Origin of the sequence: Streptococcus sp. CCH8-C6 (genome assembly GCF_001557225.1) — a bacterium.
Lineage (GTDB): Bacteria > Bacillota > Bacilli > Lactobacillales > Streptococcaceae > Streptococcus > Streptococcus sanguinis_C.
Map to the genome: position 1 here is coordinate 13,004 of NZ_LSJN01000060.1, position 15,647 is coordinate 28,650.

Annotated in this window: 19 protein-coding genes and 1 other annotated feature; of the genes, 2 read left to right on the forward strand and 17 right to left on the reverse strand. The window is 45.0% G+C overall.

All coding sequences use genetic code 11. From position 1 onward, the window contains the following. Positions 1-219, reverse strand: coding sequence for a YqgQ family protein (locus AX677_RS05495; RefSeq protein ID WP_002898045.1), 219 nt, complete (start codon positions 217-219; stop codon positions 1-3). Between the two features lie 92 nt (positions 220-311). Further along, a complete protein-coding gene (locus tag AX677_RS05500) occupies positions 312-827 on the reverse strand; it encodes a DNA starvation/stationary phase protection protein (protein ID WP_002911956.1) in 516 nt (171 codons plus the stop codon). Between the two features lie 166 nt (positions 828-993). On the opposite strand from AX677_RS05500, the gene AX677_RS05505 reads away from it, so the two are divergent. Next, positions 994-1,653: an A24 family peptidase gene (locus AX677_RS05505; RefSeq protein WP_060976440.1), complete on the forward strand. Its 660-nt coding sequence runs from the start codon at positions 994-996 to the stop codon at positions 1,651-1,653. On the opposite strand, the gene trpA is transcribed toward AX677_RS05505, so the two are convergent. From trpA to AX677_RS05580, 15 genes are all read right to left on the reverse strand, one after another. Continuing rightward, positions 1,625-2,404 carry a tryptophan synthase subunit alpha gene (gene trpA / locus AX677_RS05510; RefSeq protein ID WP_060976441.1) on the reverse strand — a complete coding sequence of 260 codons (780 nt, stop codon included), beginning with the start codon at positions 2,402-2,404 and terminating at the stop codon, positions 1,625-1,627. The two genes, AX677_RS05505 and trpA, sit on opposite strands and share 29 nt — an antisense overlap. Beyond that, the gene (gene trpB, locus AX677_RS05515; protein ID WP_060976442.1) at positions 2,397-3,620 is read right to left on the reverse strand and encodes a tryptophan synthase subunit beta; all 1,224 of its coding nucleotides are present in this window, start codon (positions 3,618-3,620) and stop codon (positions 2,397-2,399) included. The genes trpA and trpB (AX677_RS05515) overlap by 8 nt, the downstream gene beginning before the upstream one ends. Next, positions 3,610-4,197 (reverse strand): phosphoribosylanthranilate isomerase, encoded by a 588-nt coding sequence (locus AX677_RS05520; protein ID WP_060976443.1) that lies wholly within the window; start codon positions 4,195-4,197, stop codon positions 3,610-3,612. Before AX677_RS05520 ends, trpB (AX677_RS05515) begins: the two co-directional genes overlap by 11 nt. Further along, positions 4,184-4,951, reverse strand: coding sequence for an indole-3-glycerol phosphate synthase TrpC (gene trpC / locus AX677_RS05525; protein WP_060976444.1), 768 nt, complete (start codon positions 4,949-4,951; stop codon positions 4,184-4,186). Before trpC ends, AX677_RS05520 begins: the two co-directional genes overlap by 14 nt. Further along, the gene (gene trpD / locus AX677_RS05530) at positions 4,948-5,952 is read right to left on the reverse strand and encodes an anthranilate phosphoribosyltransferase (RefSeq protein WP_060976445.1); all 1,005 of its coding nucleotides are present in this window, start codon (positions 5,950-5,952) and stop codon (positions 4,948-4,950) included. The genes trpC and trpD overlap by 4 nt, the downstream gene beginning before the upstream one ends. 10 nt (positions 5,953-5,962) lie before the next feature. Continuing rightward, positions 5,963-6,526: an aminodeoxychorismate/anthranilate synthase component II gene (locus AX677_RS05535; RefSeq protein ID WP_060976446.1), complete on the reverse strand. Its 564-nt coding sequence runs from the start codon at positions 6,524-6,526 to the stop codon at positions 5,963-5,965. After that, positions 6,523-7,881 (reverse strand): anthranilate synthase component I, encoded by a 1,359-nt coding sequence (gene trpE / locus AX677_RS05540; protein ID WP_060976447.1) that lies wholly within the window; start codon positions 7,879-7,881, stop codon positions 6,523-6,525. The genes AX677_RS05535 and trpE overlap by 4 nt, the downstream gene beginning before the upstream one ends. A gap of 401 nt (positions 7,882-8,282) precedes the next feature. Further along, on the reverse strand, positions 8,283-9,464 hold the full coding sequence (trpB, locus tag AX677_RS05545; RefSeq protein ID WP_060976448.1) for a tryptophan synthase subunit beta: 1,182 nt from the start codon (positions 9,462-9,464) through the stop codon (positions 8,283-8,285). A 62-nt stretch (positions 9,465-9,526) separates the two neighbouring features. Further along, positions 9,527-9,758 (reverse strand) — a binding site (T-box leader). 75 nt (positions 9,759-9,833) lie between these two features. Next, complete coding sequence (locus AX677_RS05550; protein ID WP_060976449.1) at positions 9,834-10,373, reverse strand: VanZ family protein; 540 nt, start codon at positions 10,371-10,373, stop codon at positions 9,834-9,836. Continuing rightward, the gene (rlmN, locus tag AX677_RS05555; RefSeq protein ID WP_060976450.1) at positions 10,360-11,448 is read right to left on the reverse strand and encodes a 23S rRNA (adenine(2503)-C(2))-methyltransferase RlmN; all 1,089 of its coding nucleotides are present in this window, start codon (positions 11,446-11,448) and stop codon (positions 10,360-10,362) included. The genes AX677_RS05550 and rlmN overlap by 14 nt, the downstream gene beginning before the upstream one ends. Then, positions 11,445-12,026: a YutD-like domain-containing protein gene (locus tag AX677_RS05560; protein WP_060976451.1), complete on the reverse strand. Its 582-nt coding sequence runs from the start codon at positions 12,024-12,026 to the stop codon at positions 11,445-11,447. Before AX677_RS05560 ends, rlmN begins: the two co-directional genes overlap by 4 nt. Before the next feature lie 180 nt (positions 12,027-12,206). Beyond that, the gene (locus AX677_RS05565; protein ID WP_060976452.1) at positions 12,207-13,250 is read right to left on the reverse strand and encodes a SepM family pheromone-processing serine protease; all 1,044 of its coding nucleotides are present in this window, start codon (positions 13,248-13,250) and stop codon (positions 12,207-12,209) included. Then, complete coding sequence (gene coaD / locus AX677_RS05570) at positions 13,237-13,731, reverse strand: pantetheine-phosphate adenylyltransferase (protein ID WP_060976453.1); 495 nt, start codon at positions 13,729-13,731, stop codon at positions 13,237-13,239. The genes AX677_RS05565 and coaD overlap by 14 nt, the downstream gene beginning before the upstream one ends. Beyond that, positions 13,721-14,269, reverse strand: coding sequence for a 16S rRNA (guanine(966)-N(2))-methyltransferase RsmD (gene rsmD, locus AX677_RS05575; protein ID WP_060976454.1), 549 nt, complete (start codon positions 14,267-14,269; stop codon positions 13,721-13,723). Before rsmD ends, coaD begins: the two co-directional genes overlap by 11 nt. Before the next feature lie 69 nt (positions 14,270-14,338). Further along, complete coding sequence (locus tag AX677_RS05580) at positions 14,339-14,827, reverse strand: YcxB family protein (RefSeq protein ID WP_002921995.1); 489 nt, start codon at positions 14,825-14,827, stop codon at positions 14,339-14,341. A 141-nt stretch (positions 14,828-14,968) separates the two neighbouring features. Here AX677_RS05580 and AX677_RS05585 point away from each other — a divergent pair, with 141 nt between their 5' ends. Continuing rightward, complete coding sequence (locus tag AX677_RS05585) at positions 14,969-15,646, forward strand: XRE family transcriptional regulator (protein WP_009659906.1); 678 nt, start codon at positions 14,969-14,971, stop codon at positions 15,644-15,646. Position 15,647 lies beyond the last annotated feature (1 nt).

The following is a 15,647-nucleotide window of genomic DNA, read 5'->3' on the forward strand; positions in this document are numbered from 1 at the left end:
TCAAGTCTCCTTTTTCTTTTCTAAATATTCTAACTCTAAGCGATGTTCTCGTCGCAAGACTGCCTCCGCCTCAAAATAAGCTAGCTTATCCATTAGACCGGCATCGTAAATCCTCTTCAGCTCAATTTTCATCATCTCAATATCGTAAAGGCGCTTGCCCATATAGATAATGATTCCGAAACTTTTAAGAAATTGCTGAACATCATACAGGGTTTTCATGAGCTATATTTTATCAGATTTTCTAGCGCTTTTCAAGATGAAAAAAGCAGAAAGGAAAGCCTGTTTCCTTTCTGCTTGGCATGGATCATTTTTTATAAACCTGGCGCTTGACCAATTTCAGCTGTCAACATCCAGATAGTCTTTTCAAGGTCTGCCTTGGCACCGACAAAGATATCATTGGTTACATCGTCCCCTTCTTGGTCTGTTACATCCAAAGCTTCCTGGTAAAGACCTGTCAGATAACGGAAAATCTCAATCACACGCGCCAGACTTTCTTCTACATTCTTGCTGAATTCACCAGCTTTTTCTTCAATCTTACTGTGTTGGATAAACTCGGTCAAGGTAGAATAAGGCTTGCCTCCCAGTGTAATCAAGCGCTCGCTAACTTCATCCAAAGTTGTATCCAAAGTTTCCATGTATTCATCCATTTTTGGATGCCAAACCATGAAGCCTGCGCCACGCATATACCAGTGAACTTGGTGAAGAGCGATATGAGCTGTATAAAGGTCTGCCACTACTTGATTAAGAATAGCCTTAGTCTTTGGCAAAGCCTTTTGATTGCTGAAAGTTGCTACGTCAGTTGCTGCACCATTTTTTACTTGTGTCATTGTATTTACCTCGTTTTTATTTATAATGATTCTAATCTTTTTAGATTATGGTTTAATTATAATGCTTCTAAATAAGAAAGTCAAGACAAAAGATTCAAAAAAAGACTTTATTAGAAAAGTTGCAAAATTTCAGAATTTTTCTGTTTAAAATTACGAATAAATAAGTATGATTCATCTATACTTTTTTCTTGTTGGTACCGTCTTTGCCTCATTCCTAGGCTTGGTTATCGACCGCTTCCCAGAGCAGTCTATCATCACTCCCGCTAGCCATTGCAATGCCTGCGGGAAAAGATTGGCACCGCGTGATTTGATTCCTATTTTTTCTCAAGTCATGAACCGTCTTCGTTGCCGCTTCTGTGGAGACAAGATTCCCTTACGCTATTTATTTTTTGAATTTATATTAGGCAGTCTTTTTCTGGCAACTTCGCTTGGTACGATTTCTATCAGTCAACTTCTACTGCTCACTATGGGCTTGATCCTAGCCATATACGATCAAAGAGAGCAGCAATACCCTTTGATGGTCTGGCTGTTTTTTCAGCTTTCGCTGATGATGATAACAAGTGTCAATCCTCTCATGTTCTTCTTTTTAACCCTAGGACTTCTAGCCTCCTTTTATAATCTTCGTATTGGCGCTGGAGACTTTCTATTTCTTGCTTCCTGCTCAGCCATTTTAAGTCTGACGGAAATTCTCATTCTTATCCAAATCGCTAGCTTCTCTGGCCTCGCCTGCTTCTGCTTTAAAAAGAAAAAAGACAGGTTGGCATTTGTACCCTGTCTTTTGTTTGGTGTTGTGGTTCTTATTTCTTATAAGCTGCTGCTTCTTTGATAAAGGCTGCTATACTGGCGTCCTTTTCATGAAGAGCTTTGACAATCTTAGATCCGACAATGACTCCATCTGAGACTTGATTGAAACGGTCAACATCTTCTAAAGTCGAAACGCCAAAGCCCGTCAGTACTGGAATCTCTGCAATATCATGAAGCTTACTCAGATGCTGGTCCAAATCATTGCGGTAGCTTCCGCTCTTACCTGTCACACCGTTGATAGCTACAGCGTAGATAAAACCTTCAGCTTCCTTGATCAGCTCCTGCTGGCGTTCTAGGCCAGTCGTCAGACTTACTAAAGGAATCAAAGCAATGTCTGTATTTTCCAGCAGGGGCAGAATTAAGTTCCTATGCTCGTAGGGCAGATCCGGAATAATCAATCCTTTAACCGGTGTCGTAGCCAAATCCTTGACAAAATCTTTGAGCCCGTACTGGAAAATAGGATTAAAGTAGGTCATAATGATGAGAGGCAGCTGAGTGTCCAAATTCTGCAAGCTTGCCACTAAAGACTTGGCCGAAGTATGATGGCCCAGGCTTCTCAGACCGGCTTCTTCAATAACCGGCCCATCTGCAACAGGGTCTGAAAACGGCAGACCGATTTCAATGGCTGACACGCCCAAGTTTTCCAAAAATGAGATGGTTTCTGGTAATCCTGTCAAACCTTTCTCGTGATCACCAGCCATGATATAAGGAAGGAAAATTCCCTTGCCTTCTCTTTTGATGGTTTCTAAATGCTGAGTGAGTGTTTTAGTCATGGGAACCTCCTTTTTGAGCCGCTTCTCTTTCCAAGCGTTCCTTTACCTGAACGACATCCTTGTCACCACGGCCGGATAGGCAGACAATCATTGATTTATCTGGTCCCAACTCCTTAGCCAGCTTAACTGCGTAAGCAATAGCGTGGCTAGACTCTAGAGCAGGGATAATCCCTTCAATACGAGACAGGAGCTGGAAGGCTTCCAAGGCTTCTTCATCCGTGACTGGGACATAAGTGGCGCGCTTGATAGCATTAAAATGAGAATGTTCAGGACCGATGCCCGGATAGTCCAGCCCGGCAGAGATAGAGAAAGCCTCAAGAATCTGCCCTTGCTCATCCTGCAAGACATCCATCAAGGCACCGTGCAAAACACCTGGGCGGCCTTTGGTTAAGGTTGCAGCGTGTTCATCTGTATCCACGCCTCGCCCAGCTGCTTCTGTTCCATACATAGCCACTGTATTATCATCTACAAAGGGATAAAAGAGTCCAATAGCATTGGAGCCACCGCCAACGCAGGCCACTAAAGCATCTGGCAGGGCACCTGCATTTCGCTCAGCAAACTGACGCTTGGCCTCACGACCAATCACGCTCTGATAGTCGCGGACAATCTCTGGAAAGGGATGAGGTCCTAAAGCTGAACCCATAATATAGTGAGTATCATCCACCTGAGCCACCCAAGCTCGCAAGGCAGCATTGACTGCATCCTTGAGGACTCGAGAGCCATCGGTCACAGACTCCACCTTGGCTCCAAGAAGTTCCATCCGAAAGACATTAAGAGCTTGGCGCTTGACATCTTCTTCGCCCATATAGATAGTACAGTCCATGTTGAAAAGGGCTGCAGCTGTGGCGGTGGCCACTCCGTGCTGACCCGCACCAGTCTCTGCAATGATTTTCTTCTTGCCCATTCGCTTGGCTAATAGGACCTGGCCTAGGGCATTATTGATTTTATGAGCTCCAGTATGGTTGAGGTCTTCCCGCTTCAGATAAATCTTAGCACCACCAGCATAGGCTGTCAGATTTTTAGCAAAATAGAGAGGATTCTCCCGCCCCACATACTGCTTCAGCAACTCGTCCAGCTCAGCCTGAAAGGCTGGGTCTTTTTTACTCTCACGGTAGGCTTTGTCTAGCTCCAAAACTGCTGTCATCAGCGTTTCGGGAACAAAGCGTCCGCCAAACTCACCATAAAATCCTTCTTGATTGGGTTGATTATATGCCATCTTTCACTCTTTCTATAAATTCTGTTATCTTTTCTAAGTCCTTCTGGCCGTCAGTCTCAACACCGCTTGAAACATCAACTGCGTAAGGAGCGAAGTGCTGAATCGCTTCTCGGACATTTCCTGCATTCAAACCACCGGCGATAAAGAAGGGCTGGTGGATTTGATTCTTGTCAAAAGATTGCCAGTCAAAGGTCTGGCCACTACCAGCAAGAGGTGCATCAAAGAGCAGGTAGTCCGCTTGTTGGCTAACATCTTTTAACGCTCCCTTGACCTGATAAGCTCGAATAACCGGCCGGCCAATCTGAGTCAGGAACTCTTCATCAAAATCACCATGAATCTGCACCAAATCCAGATTTACCACTGAAATAGCTTCCTGCAACTCTGCCAAGCTCGGAGAGACGAAAACTCCTACCTTTCGGACAGCAGGCGGCACCAAGGCAGCTAGCTCCTGAGCTTGCTCCAAACTGACCCTCCGACGGCTCTCAGCAAAGACAAAGCCAATGTAATCTGCACCAGCCTGGCATGCTGTTTCCACAGCGCTAGCCGTTGATAAGCCGCAAATCTTAATCTTTGTCAATTTTCAGCTCCTTAATTTTTTCTGCCACATCCTCTGCCTGCATCAGGGCTGTTCCGACTAGAACCGCATGGAAATAAGGAGCTACCAGCTCAGCATCTTCCTTGCTGAAAATCGCTGACTCTGATACGTAAACCCTATCATCTTTGAAATGGGCAGACAGCTGGAGACTTGTATTGATATCTGTCTCAAAAGTAACTAGATTGCGGTTATTAACACCGATAATCCGAGCTCCTATTCTATGGGCAATTTCCAGCTCCGCCAGATTATGGGTTTCGACCAGAACTTCCAAGCCTAAACCTGTCGCAAAATCATAGAGTTCTTGCAGCCGCTTTTCAGGTAAGGCAGCCACAATCAAGAGAATAACCGTTGCTCCTGCGTTGCGAGCGCGAACAACCTGCTTTTCATCAATGATAAAGTCCTTATTGAGGGTTGGAATGGACACTTGACTGGAAATCTCTCTCAGGTAATCCAGATGTCCTTTGAAGTAAATCTCATCTGTCAGGACCGAAATCATGGCTGCACCACATCGTTCATAGGTGCGAGCCTGCTCCACAATATCCACAGCAAGATTAATATCTCCCAGACTGGGGCTGGCTTTTTTGACCTCAGCAATCAGTTGCAGCTCTTGAGGATGGCTTTTGAGATACTCATAGAGGGAATAGGTCGAGCGCAGGGGTTGCAGCTCTTCATAGGACATAGCCGCCACTTCCTGCTCTTTTTGCTTTAGAATGGTTGGGAGAAATCCTTTGCTCATTTCTGATACTCCTGTAGTTGCTTGAGTTTTTCATAGGCTGCGCCACTAGCAATCACTTGGCGGGCCAAAGCTATTCCTGCTTCTATGCTGTCCGATTTTCCATTAGCATAAAATCCCAATCCCGCATTCAGAACTGTCGTTTCTAGATAAGGGCTGGCTTGATTTTGCAGGACAGATAGCAGAATTTCTGCATTTCTCTTGGCATTACCCCCACGAATCGCTTCAAGAGGTATCTCTTTCATGCCAATATCTGATGGCAGAAAGCTGTGCAGGCTGATTTGCCCATTTTCCAGCAGAGCATACTGGGTACGGCCATGAAGACCCGCCTCGTCCAAACCATCTGAACCCGACACAACTACTGCACGTTTGCGGCCCATATTTTTCAAGACCTCTGCCGTACTCTCTAGCATATCTGGTCGGCTGGTCCCCAAAAGCTGAGTTTCTAGACTCATGGGATGGATGAGCGGGCCAGTTAGGTTCATAATAGTGGGAATGCCAAGGCTAAGACGGGCTGGCATAATGTATTTCATAGCTGGATGCATATTTTTTGCAAAGAGAAAGACGATACCTGTCTGCTCAAAAACCTTGCCCAAGCTAGCAGCGTCCAAGTCTAGATTGATACCCAGAGCTTCTAACACATCAGCTGAGCCTGACTTAGAAGAAATGGAGCGATTGCCGTGCTTAGCCATCTTAATCCCGCCACCCGCTAGTACAAAAGCTGCTGTAGTCGAAACATTGAAGCTGAAAGACTTATCCCCACCCGTACCGCAATTGTCCATAGCAGTGCGAATAGTGGTCGGAATCTGCTTAGCATGGCCTCGCATTACCTGAGCCAAAGCAGTTCGTTCCTCAATCGTCTCCCCCTTCATCTTAAGCCCCAGCAAGAAAGCTACAATTTGAGACTCTGTCACCCGTCCGGTGACAATACGCTCAATCACATCTGTCATCTCAGCACTGCTTAAATCCTTAAAATCAGCTAGTTTTGCAATAATCTCTTTCATACATCCTCCTTTACTTTACTAAGTCGATGAAATTCTTGATAGACGACAAGCCATCCGGCGTGCCGATACTTTCTGGATGATACTGAAAACCATAAATAGGCAGGTTCTTGTGCTGGATAGCCATGATTGAGTTGTCATCAACCGCTCGAGCTGTCACTTCAAAGTCCTCTGGCATCTCCTCAATCAAAATCGAATGATAGCGCATGACCGGTTGCCCATCTTCTATCCCTTGATAGATAGGAGATTTGCCCTCAAAGCGCAGAATACTTTGCTTGCCGTGCATGACTTTAGGAGCCAATCCTAGCTTTCCGCCAAATACTTCTGCAATGGCTTGGTGCCCTAAGCAAATTCCCAAAATCGGTTTTTTACCAGCAAAATCGCGAATAAGCTCTTCCATCCGTCCTGCATCTGCCGGCCAGCCTGGGCCTGGAGACAAAACCAAAGCATCAGCTTCTTCTGACGCTTGATAAAGGCCCGCATCATCATTTCGCAAGACTTTAACTTCTGCGAAATTGCCGATATACTGGGCTAAATTGTAAGTAAAAGAATCATAATTATCAATCAATAAAATCATTGCATCTCTCCTATCTTGGTCATTGATTTGGCCTTATTGATGGTTTCTTGGTATTCATTAGCAGGGATCGAGTCAAAAACAATACCCGCTCCAGCTTGAACGTAAGCTCTACCATTTTTCAAAATCATGGTTCGGATAGCGATGGCAAAATCCATATCGCCTGTCGCAGACAGATAGCCAATAGCCCCCGCATAAACGCCACGTTTTTCCTGCTCCAGCTCATAAATGCGTTTCATAGCTCGAATCTTAGGCGCACCCGAAACGGTGCCGGCCGGCAGGGTGGACTTGAGCGCATCCATGGCTGTCAGTTGGGGCAAAAGCTGACCACGGACTACACTGGTCAGATGCATGACATAGCGGAAATACTCCACTTCCATGTACTTAGTGACTTCCACGCTGTTATTCTGGGCAATTTTACCGATATCATTACGCCCCAAATCAACTAACATACGGTGCTCAGCCACTTCCTTCTCGTCAGCCAGCAGCTCCTTCGCCAAGGCTTTATCTTCTCTTTCATCCTGCCCGCGCGGTCTGGTCCCAGCAATAGGATTGGTCGTAACCTGCCCCTGCTTGACAGACACCAGACTTTCCGGACTGGCTCCGATAATCTGATAATCCCCGAAATCATAAAAGTAGAGATAGTTGGAAGGATTGGTCACGCGCAGATTGCGATAGTAATCCAGTGGCCTACCAGAATATTCTGCTGAAAACCGCTGACTGAGCACACATTGGAACATGTCGCCCTGCCGAATCAAGCTACGCGCTTCTTCCACCATTTTTTCAAAAGCTATCTGCTCGATATGACTCTGGAAGTTCAAACTGGACAGTTCCAGTGGTGAAAATTCATCTGCCGCAGGCTGCGCCAGCTCAGCCATGATATGCTCCAGACTAGCAGCCAAATCAGCTTCGCTTCTATTACTGTAGAGCGCCTCCTCAAGGATATAGACCTTGTCTTTTTTATGGTCAAAAACCATGTAACTCTCATAGACGAAAAAGTGCATATCCGGCGTCCCAATCACATCAGCTGGAATCTGGCCAATCTCTTCATAGAGGGAAATCATATCGTAGCCGACAAAACCGATGGCTCCGCCTCCAAAAGGCAGGTCTGAATGATGAGCTTTTTTTACTGCCAACTCATGCAGATAGTCCAATGGATCTGCCTCGATAACTTGCCCATTCTTTGTTAAACGGCCATTTTCATAGCGAACTTCAAAGACTGGGTTATAAGCTAGGATAGAAAAGCGAGCTGTCTCGCTATCTCTTGGAATACTTTCCAAAATCACCTTGTGGTCGCCCTGAATCCGCATATAAGCCAGAATCGGCGATAAAATATCAGCTGGTAAAATCTTTTGCATAATGTTTCTTTCTATTTAATCAGAAGCGTTTAGGTAGGAGCAATTTGCTAGCCATGACTGCATTCACAAGAACAGATAGCACCTGTCCACTGTCATAACTTGCCTCAGAACTACAGAAAAACGCCCGCACAGTTCATCCTGTGAGGGCGTATCATCGCGGTGCCACCTCAGTTATGGAGTTTTCAAGCTCCACATCTCATTTACCTATTTGCAGTCATTTAGATCCCTTTTAGCACAAGGCAGCATACTATTTTACAGCAAAGTAAGCTAACAAAGTGATAAAAGTTCAACTAAAGGACTAAATGTTGACTCCAGCAGCCCATTTCATAACTTCTCCTGCCTGTTTACAGCACCACAGACTCTCTGAAAGGAGGGGTGTTACTACTCTTCTGCTGGGTATTTTATTTTCGTTTTTCTAGATAGTCGGCAATAGCTGCCACATCCTTATCACCACGACCAGATACATTGATAATGATGATTTGGTCAGATGACAGTTGCGGAGCTCGCTTGATGGCTTCAGCAATGGCGTGAGAGCTTTCAATCGCTGGTAAAATCCCTTCCTTTTGTGTCAAGAGGAGCAAGGCATCCACAGCTTCATCATCTGTCGCTGCTACGTATTCTACTCGACCAGAATCTTTAAAGAAAGCATGTTCAGGACCAACTCCAGGATAGTCCAAGCCTGCTGAAATAGAGTAAACTGGCGCTACCTGACCATCTTCAGCAAAGACAGCGTAGGTCTTCATGCCATCCACTACTCCGACACTTCCCTTGGTCATGGTCGCCGCATGCTGGTCTGTATCAAGACCCCGTCCAGCCGCTTCAACACCAACCAGCTTGACTTCTTCATCCGCCACATACTGGGAGAAGGCGCCGATAGCATTGGAGCCACCGCCTACACAGGCAATGACATAGTCTGGCAAGCGGCCTTCCTTGTCCAAAATCTGACGGCGAGATTCTTCACTAATCACCTTTTGGAACTCATGGACAATCGTCGGATAGGGGTGAGGACCGACAGCTGAGCCCAAGACATAAAAGGCTTCCAAATCGTTCATCCAAGCTCCAAAGGCTGCATCCACTGCATCCTTGAGGGTTTTGGTTCCTGTTTCCACAGCGTGAACAGTCGCTCCCATCATTTCCATACGGAAAACATTGAGGCGCTGGCGCTCTACATCCTCTGCACCCATGTAAACATCGCACTTCATACCAAACTTAGCTGCTGCTGCCGCAGTTGCCACACCATGTTGGCCAGCTCCAGTTTCAGCGATGACTCGGGTCTTGCCCATGCGCTTAGCTAGAAGAATCTGCCCCAAAACATTATTGAGCTTATGGGATCCCAGATGATTGAGATCTTCCCGCTTCAGATAAATCTTAGCTCCACCCAGATGCTGGGTCAGACTTTCTGCATAGTAGAGCGGGGTTTCCCGGCCTGAATAATCCGCCAAATAATGTCGGTATTCATTTAAAAATTCTGGATCATCCTTATACTTCTCAAAAGTCGCTTCCAATTCATCCAGCAAGGTCTGAATAGGCTCCGGTACAAAGGAGCCGCCGAATTGTCCAAAATATCCTTTAGTTTCTGTCATCTTGATTGCCTCATTTCTTTATTTTCAAGCAAAACAAAAGCCCACACACAGAAAAAACTCTGTGTGAGGGCGTAAAATCGCGGTGCCACCTCAATTATGGAGCAAAGTATAGACTGCCTCCATATCTCTGTCTTGTCTAACAACAAGTTGCACTGTAAGGTGTGCTCACCGAATTTTTATTGCTTCAAATTCATTTTTTTGCATCAGCCCACTTCATAATCTTCCACTACCTGTTTCCACCAACCACAGGCTCCCTGAAAGTAGAAAAAAATTATTACTTTTCTGATGATTTATTTTATTATAGGCCTTTCCCTTTTTCTTGTCAAGAAAAATTTATATTTTTTCTCCCAAATCCGAACCTTTCTCTCGCTAATCTCTTTTGAAAGCGTAATCTTGACGATTTTTCCAGATTTTCTGACCAAGCTGAAATGCCCGCCAAGCCAGATAACCACCCAAAGTATTGGTCCAGAGATCATCGATTTCAAAGACCCGATTGGCGTTGATAAGAAGGTCCAGCAGAATCTGAGTCACTTCGATAGACAGACTCATCCCAAAGCTCAGCCATACAACCTTCTTGGTCTTCCGCAATTTCGGAAAGAGGTAAAGCAATTGAAAGATTAAGGGCGACAGCAGAAAGATATTGGCTAGATTTTGGATAAAGACCTTGACTAGCTGAAGCCAGGAAGTAATCTCGCCAATATTGACAAAGGAATTAAAAGGGATTAACAAAACCACTATTCGACCAAAATACTGGATTCCCGGCGTTTCCATTCCTGGCTCTGGAACCTGAGGAATAAAGCACAGAACGCAAAGCATCAAGAAATAGAGCCAGCTTCCCCCTACCAGCAATTTCCGCCCCTTAGCAGTCAACTCACCGTCTGAAGTCAGGTAGTTCTTAAGGCTGAACATTTTCTACCAATGCTTTCTCGCGATCACGCTTCATAGTATTAGAGCGCAGCTGGCCGCAGGCTGCATCAATATCTGTACCATGTTCCTGACGAACCACACAGTTGACTCCGTTTTTCTTGAGGGTATCGTAGAAGGCCATCACGCGCTCTTTGGGACTGCGGCTGTATTGGTCGTGCTCGCTAACGGGGTTGTAAGGAATGAGATTGACATAAGACAACTTCTTAATGTTCTTAAGCAGCTCAGCCAGTTCCTTGGCCTGCTCTACCCCGTCATTGACTTCATTGAGCATGATGTACTCAAAGGTCACTCGACGATTGGTCGTCTCAATATAGTATTCGATAGCTGCAAAAAGCTTTTCGATAGGGAAGGACCGGTTAATCCGCATGATGCTGGTCCGCAGATCATTATTCGGGGCATGGAGGGATACAGCTAGATTGACCTGCACACCTTCATTGGCAAAGTCACGAATCTTATGCGCCAGTCCTGAAGTTGAAACCGTGATATGGCGGGCACCGATAGCCAAACCTTTGTCATCATTGACTGTCCGGACAAACTTGAGCACATTGTCATAGTTATCAAATGGCTCGCCGATTCCCATAACCACGATATGGCTGACCCGCTCATCCTGACCACGCTCGTCAAAATACTTCTGAACCAGCATAATCTGAGCTACAATCTCACCGTTATTAAGGTCACGTTGTTTTTTAATCAAGCCAGAGGCACAGAAAGTACAGCCGATATTGCAGCCAACCTGGGTGGTCACACAGACAGAAAGCCCATAATGTTGGCGCATGAGCACCGTCTCAATCAGCATACCATCCGGCAGCTCAAAGAGGTACTTGACCGTACCATCAGCTGACTCCTGAACAATGCGCTGTTTGAGCGGATTGACGACAAACTGATTATTTAGCTTGGCAATCAAGTCCTTGGACAGATTGGTCATCTCTTCAAAAGACTGGACCCGCTTGCGGTAGAGCCACTCCCAAATCTGGGCGGCACGGAATTTCTTTTCTCCCTGAGCTTCCGCCCATTCAATCATTTCCTGACGCGTTAAGCTATAAATAGATGGTTTCATTTTTCTCCTTTATTCTGGCGAATCACAAAATGGCGATTGCTGTTTTTTTGCTTTTTCTGCCTATCTTGCTGGGAATTGTTGCGAGAGCGCTTATTGTCCCTTTTAGAACGACTGTCTCGGTCTCGATCGCTTCTGCGATTGCGGTTGCTGCCTGAACGGCTATTGCGAGAACGTTTTGACCGACCTTCTGTCTCTTTCTTGCCATGCGATTTCTTATCAAAAGAAGCGCGCTGGGGATTTGGATTTTCCAAGACAAAATAAGCACAGCCATAGCTGCAGTACTCCAGCAAATAGTCTTCTAAGCGGCTGATCTTCTCATCGTTTTCATTAGCCCGCTCGTCCTTGTAAAAACCGCGCAGGCGTAGCTGCTCGTTGCCCCAGTCACCGACAATATAGTCAAACTTGGTGAGAATTTCTGAAAAGCGCTGATGAAAGGCAGTCAAGTCAAAGCCTTCCTTATAGTTCTCAATCAATTCAAACTCGAATTTTTCTGCAACAATCTTGCTATCAATCTGTTTAAACTCTGGTCCTGGGAATTTATTATAATTATACAATTCAGGTGAAATATCTTTACGCATACTCTTCCTTTAACGTTCTTGGATAGTTTATCTACAACACTTTATTTTATCATAAATCAGCCAGTATTTCGCGGACTTTTCATCAAAAATATCTTTCTGAAAAAAGTCTGACGATTTAAAGTAAAGAAAGCCAGATAACTTTGTCTATCTCACAAGAAAAATCTTAGCAAAGCTAAGATCTTACTTGTTCTTTTTCAGATAGTCAATGGCGTCTTGCAGCGTTTTAACTGGAACAATTTTCATATCCGTTTTAATCTTCTTGGCTGTCTCCAGAGCCGTTTGGTAGTTGTTTTTCCCATTAGGAGAAAGCTTTTTCTCTTCCTCTGTCAGTTCATTGTTCGGTGCAAAGAAGATGTCTGCTCCGCTTTGGGCCGCTGAAACGACTTTCTTATCGATTCCGCCGATTTCACCAACTTCACCTTCACGGCTGATGCTGCCGGTCCCTGCAATATCGCGGCCGTCACGAAGGGTCGGATCAGCCAACTGAGTATAAATGGCTAGGCTGAACATGAGACCAGCACTAGGACCGCCAATACCCTCAGTTGAAAATGTAATCGGAATACTGCTGCTGACCTCCGTCCGGTCTATCAGACTAATCCCAATCCCGTTCTTACCGTTCTCCAACTTGATGACCTTACCGGTTGCCGATTTCTCCTGACCATCTTCTTGGAAAGTCACCTTGATTTTATCCCCAAGCTTCTGCGAGTTGACATACTTGACCAGTTCCTCAGAGCTTTCAAATGTCTTATCATTGACACCAGTTACCGTATCAGCAATATTGAGAATTCCCTTGAAGGTTGAGTTATCTGCCACCTGCAGGACATAAACCCCTAGATAGTCCATTTTAATCTCTTTACCAGCTGTCGTCAACCCCTGATATTTGGCCATATTTTGCGATGTTTCCATGTAAAACTGGTTGATCCGATTGAATTCCTCATCCGTGGAGCCACCCGTCATATCCTTGGCGGAATAAATATCTGTAAAAGGAGTCAGCCAAGCATAGACCAGATGAGCAAAGGTTGCCTGCTCTACTCCGACTGTCACAAAGTTGTAGGAACCTGCTTCCTTGTCAGCATTATTATCAACCAGCAAGACCTGCCGAACATCCTCGGCACCACCAGGAACTTCTATATAATAAGGCAGACGAACGCAAAGAGCTGCTATAAAAAAGGCAATAGTGACGCCAATGACCGTCGGCAATATAAACTTCTTAATTCTTTTCATTGTTGATTCTTTCTAATTCTTTGATTACACTTTGGGGCACATAGGCCGCGATATCCTGCTGAAAAGCAATCAGCTCACGAATACGTGATGAACTGATATGCTGATAGACTGGTTTGCTGAGCAAGAAAATCGTCTCCATTTCTCCTGCCAATTCCTGATTGAAAAAGTTCATATTGGCTTCATAGTCTAGGTCTTGACTGTTACGGAGACCACGCACAAAGACCTTGGCTCCTAGTCTTCTGGCCACTGTCACTGCTAGCTCATTCTGAGAAGTAATAACCTCAACATTATCCAAATGCTGCAGAGCTTCTTTGACCATGCGCTCTCTGGCCTCAATTGTGAAAAAACCAGACTTTTCTCGGTTATAGAAAATCCCTACATAGAGCTTATCAAAGAGCCTGCTGGCCCGCTCAATCAGGTCCACATGGCCCTTGGTCATCGGGTCAAAAGACCCTGTGAATAATCCTATCTTATCTGACATACACTGTTACCTTTGAAATTCCATATATCTTCTGCTTCCAAATGCCCAGCCCGGCAATTTCTTCTGGTAATTCCACTTCCTTGTCTGTCTCACAGACTACTAGGACATCTTGACTCAATAGCTGGCCTTCCTCTAGCTTCTCAAGGTCTGCCACAATCTGCTCCTTGGCATAAGACGGATCTAAGAGAACCAAGTCAAAAGTCCCCGTCAACATTTCCAAGGCTCGGCCAGACTCCATCTTGAGCAAGTCAAAACGTTCCGGCTCCTTGGTCATCTGAATATTTTCTGAAATAATAGCCTGAGCTCTGCGATCCTTTTCGACTAAGACAGCTGTCTCCATACCTCGCGAAATAGCCTCAATGGCCAAACTCCCGCTCCCAGCATAAAGATCCAGCACCCGACCTCCGTCAAAATAGGGACCAATCATATTAAAAATTGCTCCCTTGACCTTATCAGTCGTAGGCCTAGTCGTTTTGCCGTCCAAAGTCTTGAGGGGCCTGCCCCCATATTTACCTGCCACAACTCTCATAAAAAACATTATAACACACATCGCACAGGAGGCCAATTTTTTGAAAACTTGACAGATTAAAAACAGAAGCACCCCAAATTAGAGACTTCTGTTTTCTTTTAATTTCAGTAAAAAATCAATTAATTCAGGCTGACAGTCTGCCTTATCCAAGATCAGTCCCATTGACCGACCAACCATAATATAAAAAGTTTCTGGCTTGTCTATAATCGCCATAATATCTTGGTAGTCAAATCTGGCATTGTTATTCCGATTAACGACACGAAAGTCTGTCTCATAGAAGCTAAACTCCTGCTCTATATCATGCCAGAGGGGGTTGCCTCTATAAAACTTTTTAATATGTCGATTCATGGACAGATAGTAAAGAAAAGGAAGGACTGCCACAGTAACAAGAAAAGCTACGCCTGGCAAAGGTTCCCCGATAAAAAAACAGATTGCACCGCATATCAGCACCACTATCTCAGGGAGAATCAGTGAGAAGATGCCATTCTTTTTATACCAGAAATTGGTCCAAGCGAAACGGCGATAAGCTTCTTCTGTCATGATCGTTTTTGCTGTCATAGGAAACATCTCGCTACCTCCAGGTTATATTCCTCCCTACAGTTTACCACACTATTGCTAGAAATAACAATACTCAAAAAAGAACTTGCTTTTCTTGATTCCATTTGTTATACTATATGTAACTTTTAAAACGTTACATAGGAGGTGGATATGTTTTCTCATGAAAAATTAAAAAAACGCCGTTTGGAGCTTAATCTGGCACAGGCTTCCATTTACCAAGAGCTGGGCATCTCTCGAAAGACTTACTCTGCTTGGGAAAATGGTCTAGCAGAACCCCACGCAAAAAATCTCAGGAGGTTAGCCACCTGTCTCAAGGTCCAAGAGAACTACTTTGTGGATGAGACCAGCGCGCTCTACACCTACCCTTTACTAACCCCACCGCATAAAAAAGAAGTAGACCAGCTCGCTAGTCAGCTCCTAGAAAGACAGCGCAAGGTTAGCTCTCTTACAGCCTATAAGGTTCTATCAGTTGAGCTGGCTGCAGGTCTCGGTCACAGCTACTATGACAATGAAACAGACTACGAAACTGTCTACTTTGATCAAGATATCCAGCACGACTTTGCATCTTGGGTCTCTGGGGATTCTATGGAGCCCAAGTATCCAAATGGCTCTGTTGCCCTTATGAAACAGACAGGATTCGACTACGATGGGGCAGTCTATGCTCTCATGTGGAATGGCAAGACCTATATCAAAAAAGTCTATCGTGAAGCTGAAGGTCTACGCTTAGAATCTATCAATCCTGACTACGAGGATCTCTTTGCTCCTTATGAAGACCAACCTAGCATTGTTGGTATCGTAGTCGGACATTTTCTGCCAATTGAGGTATAAG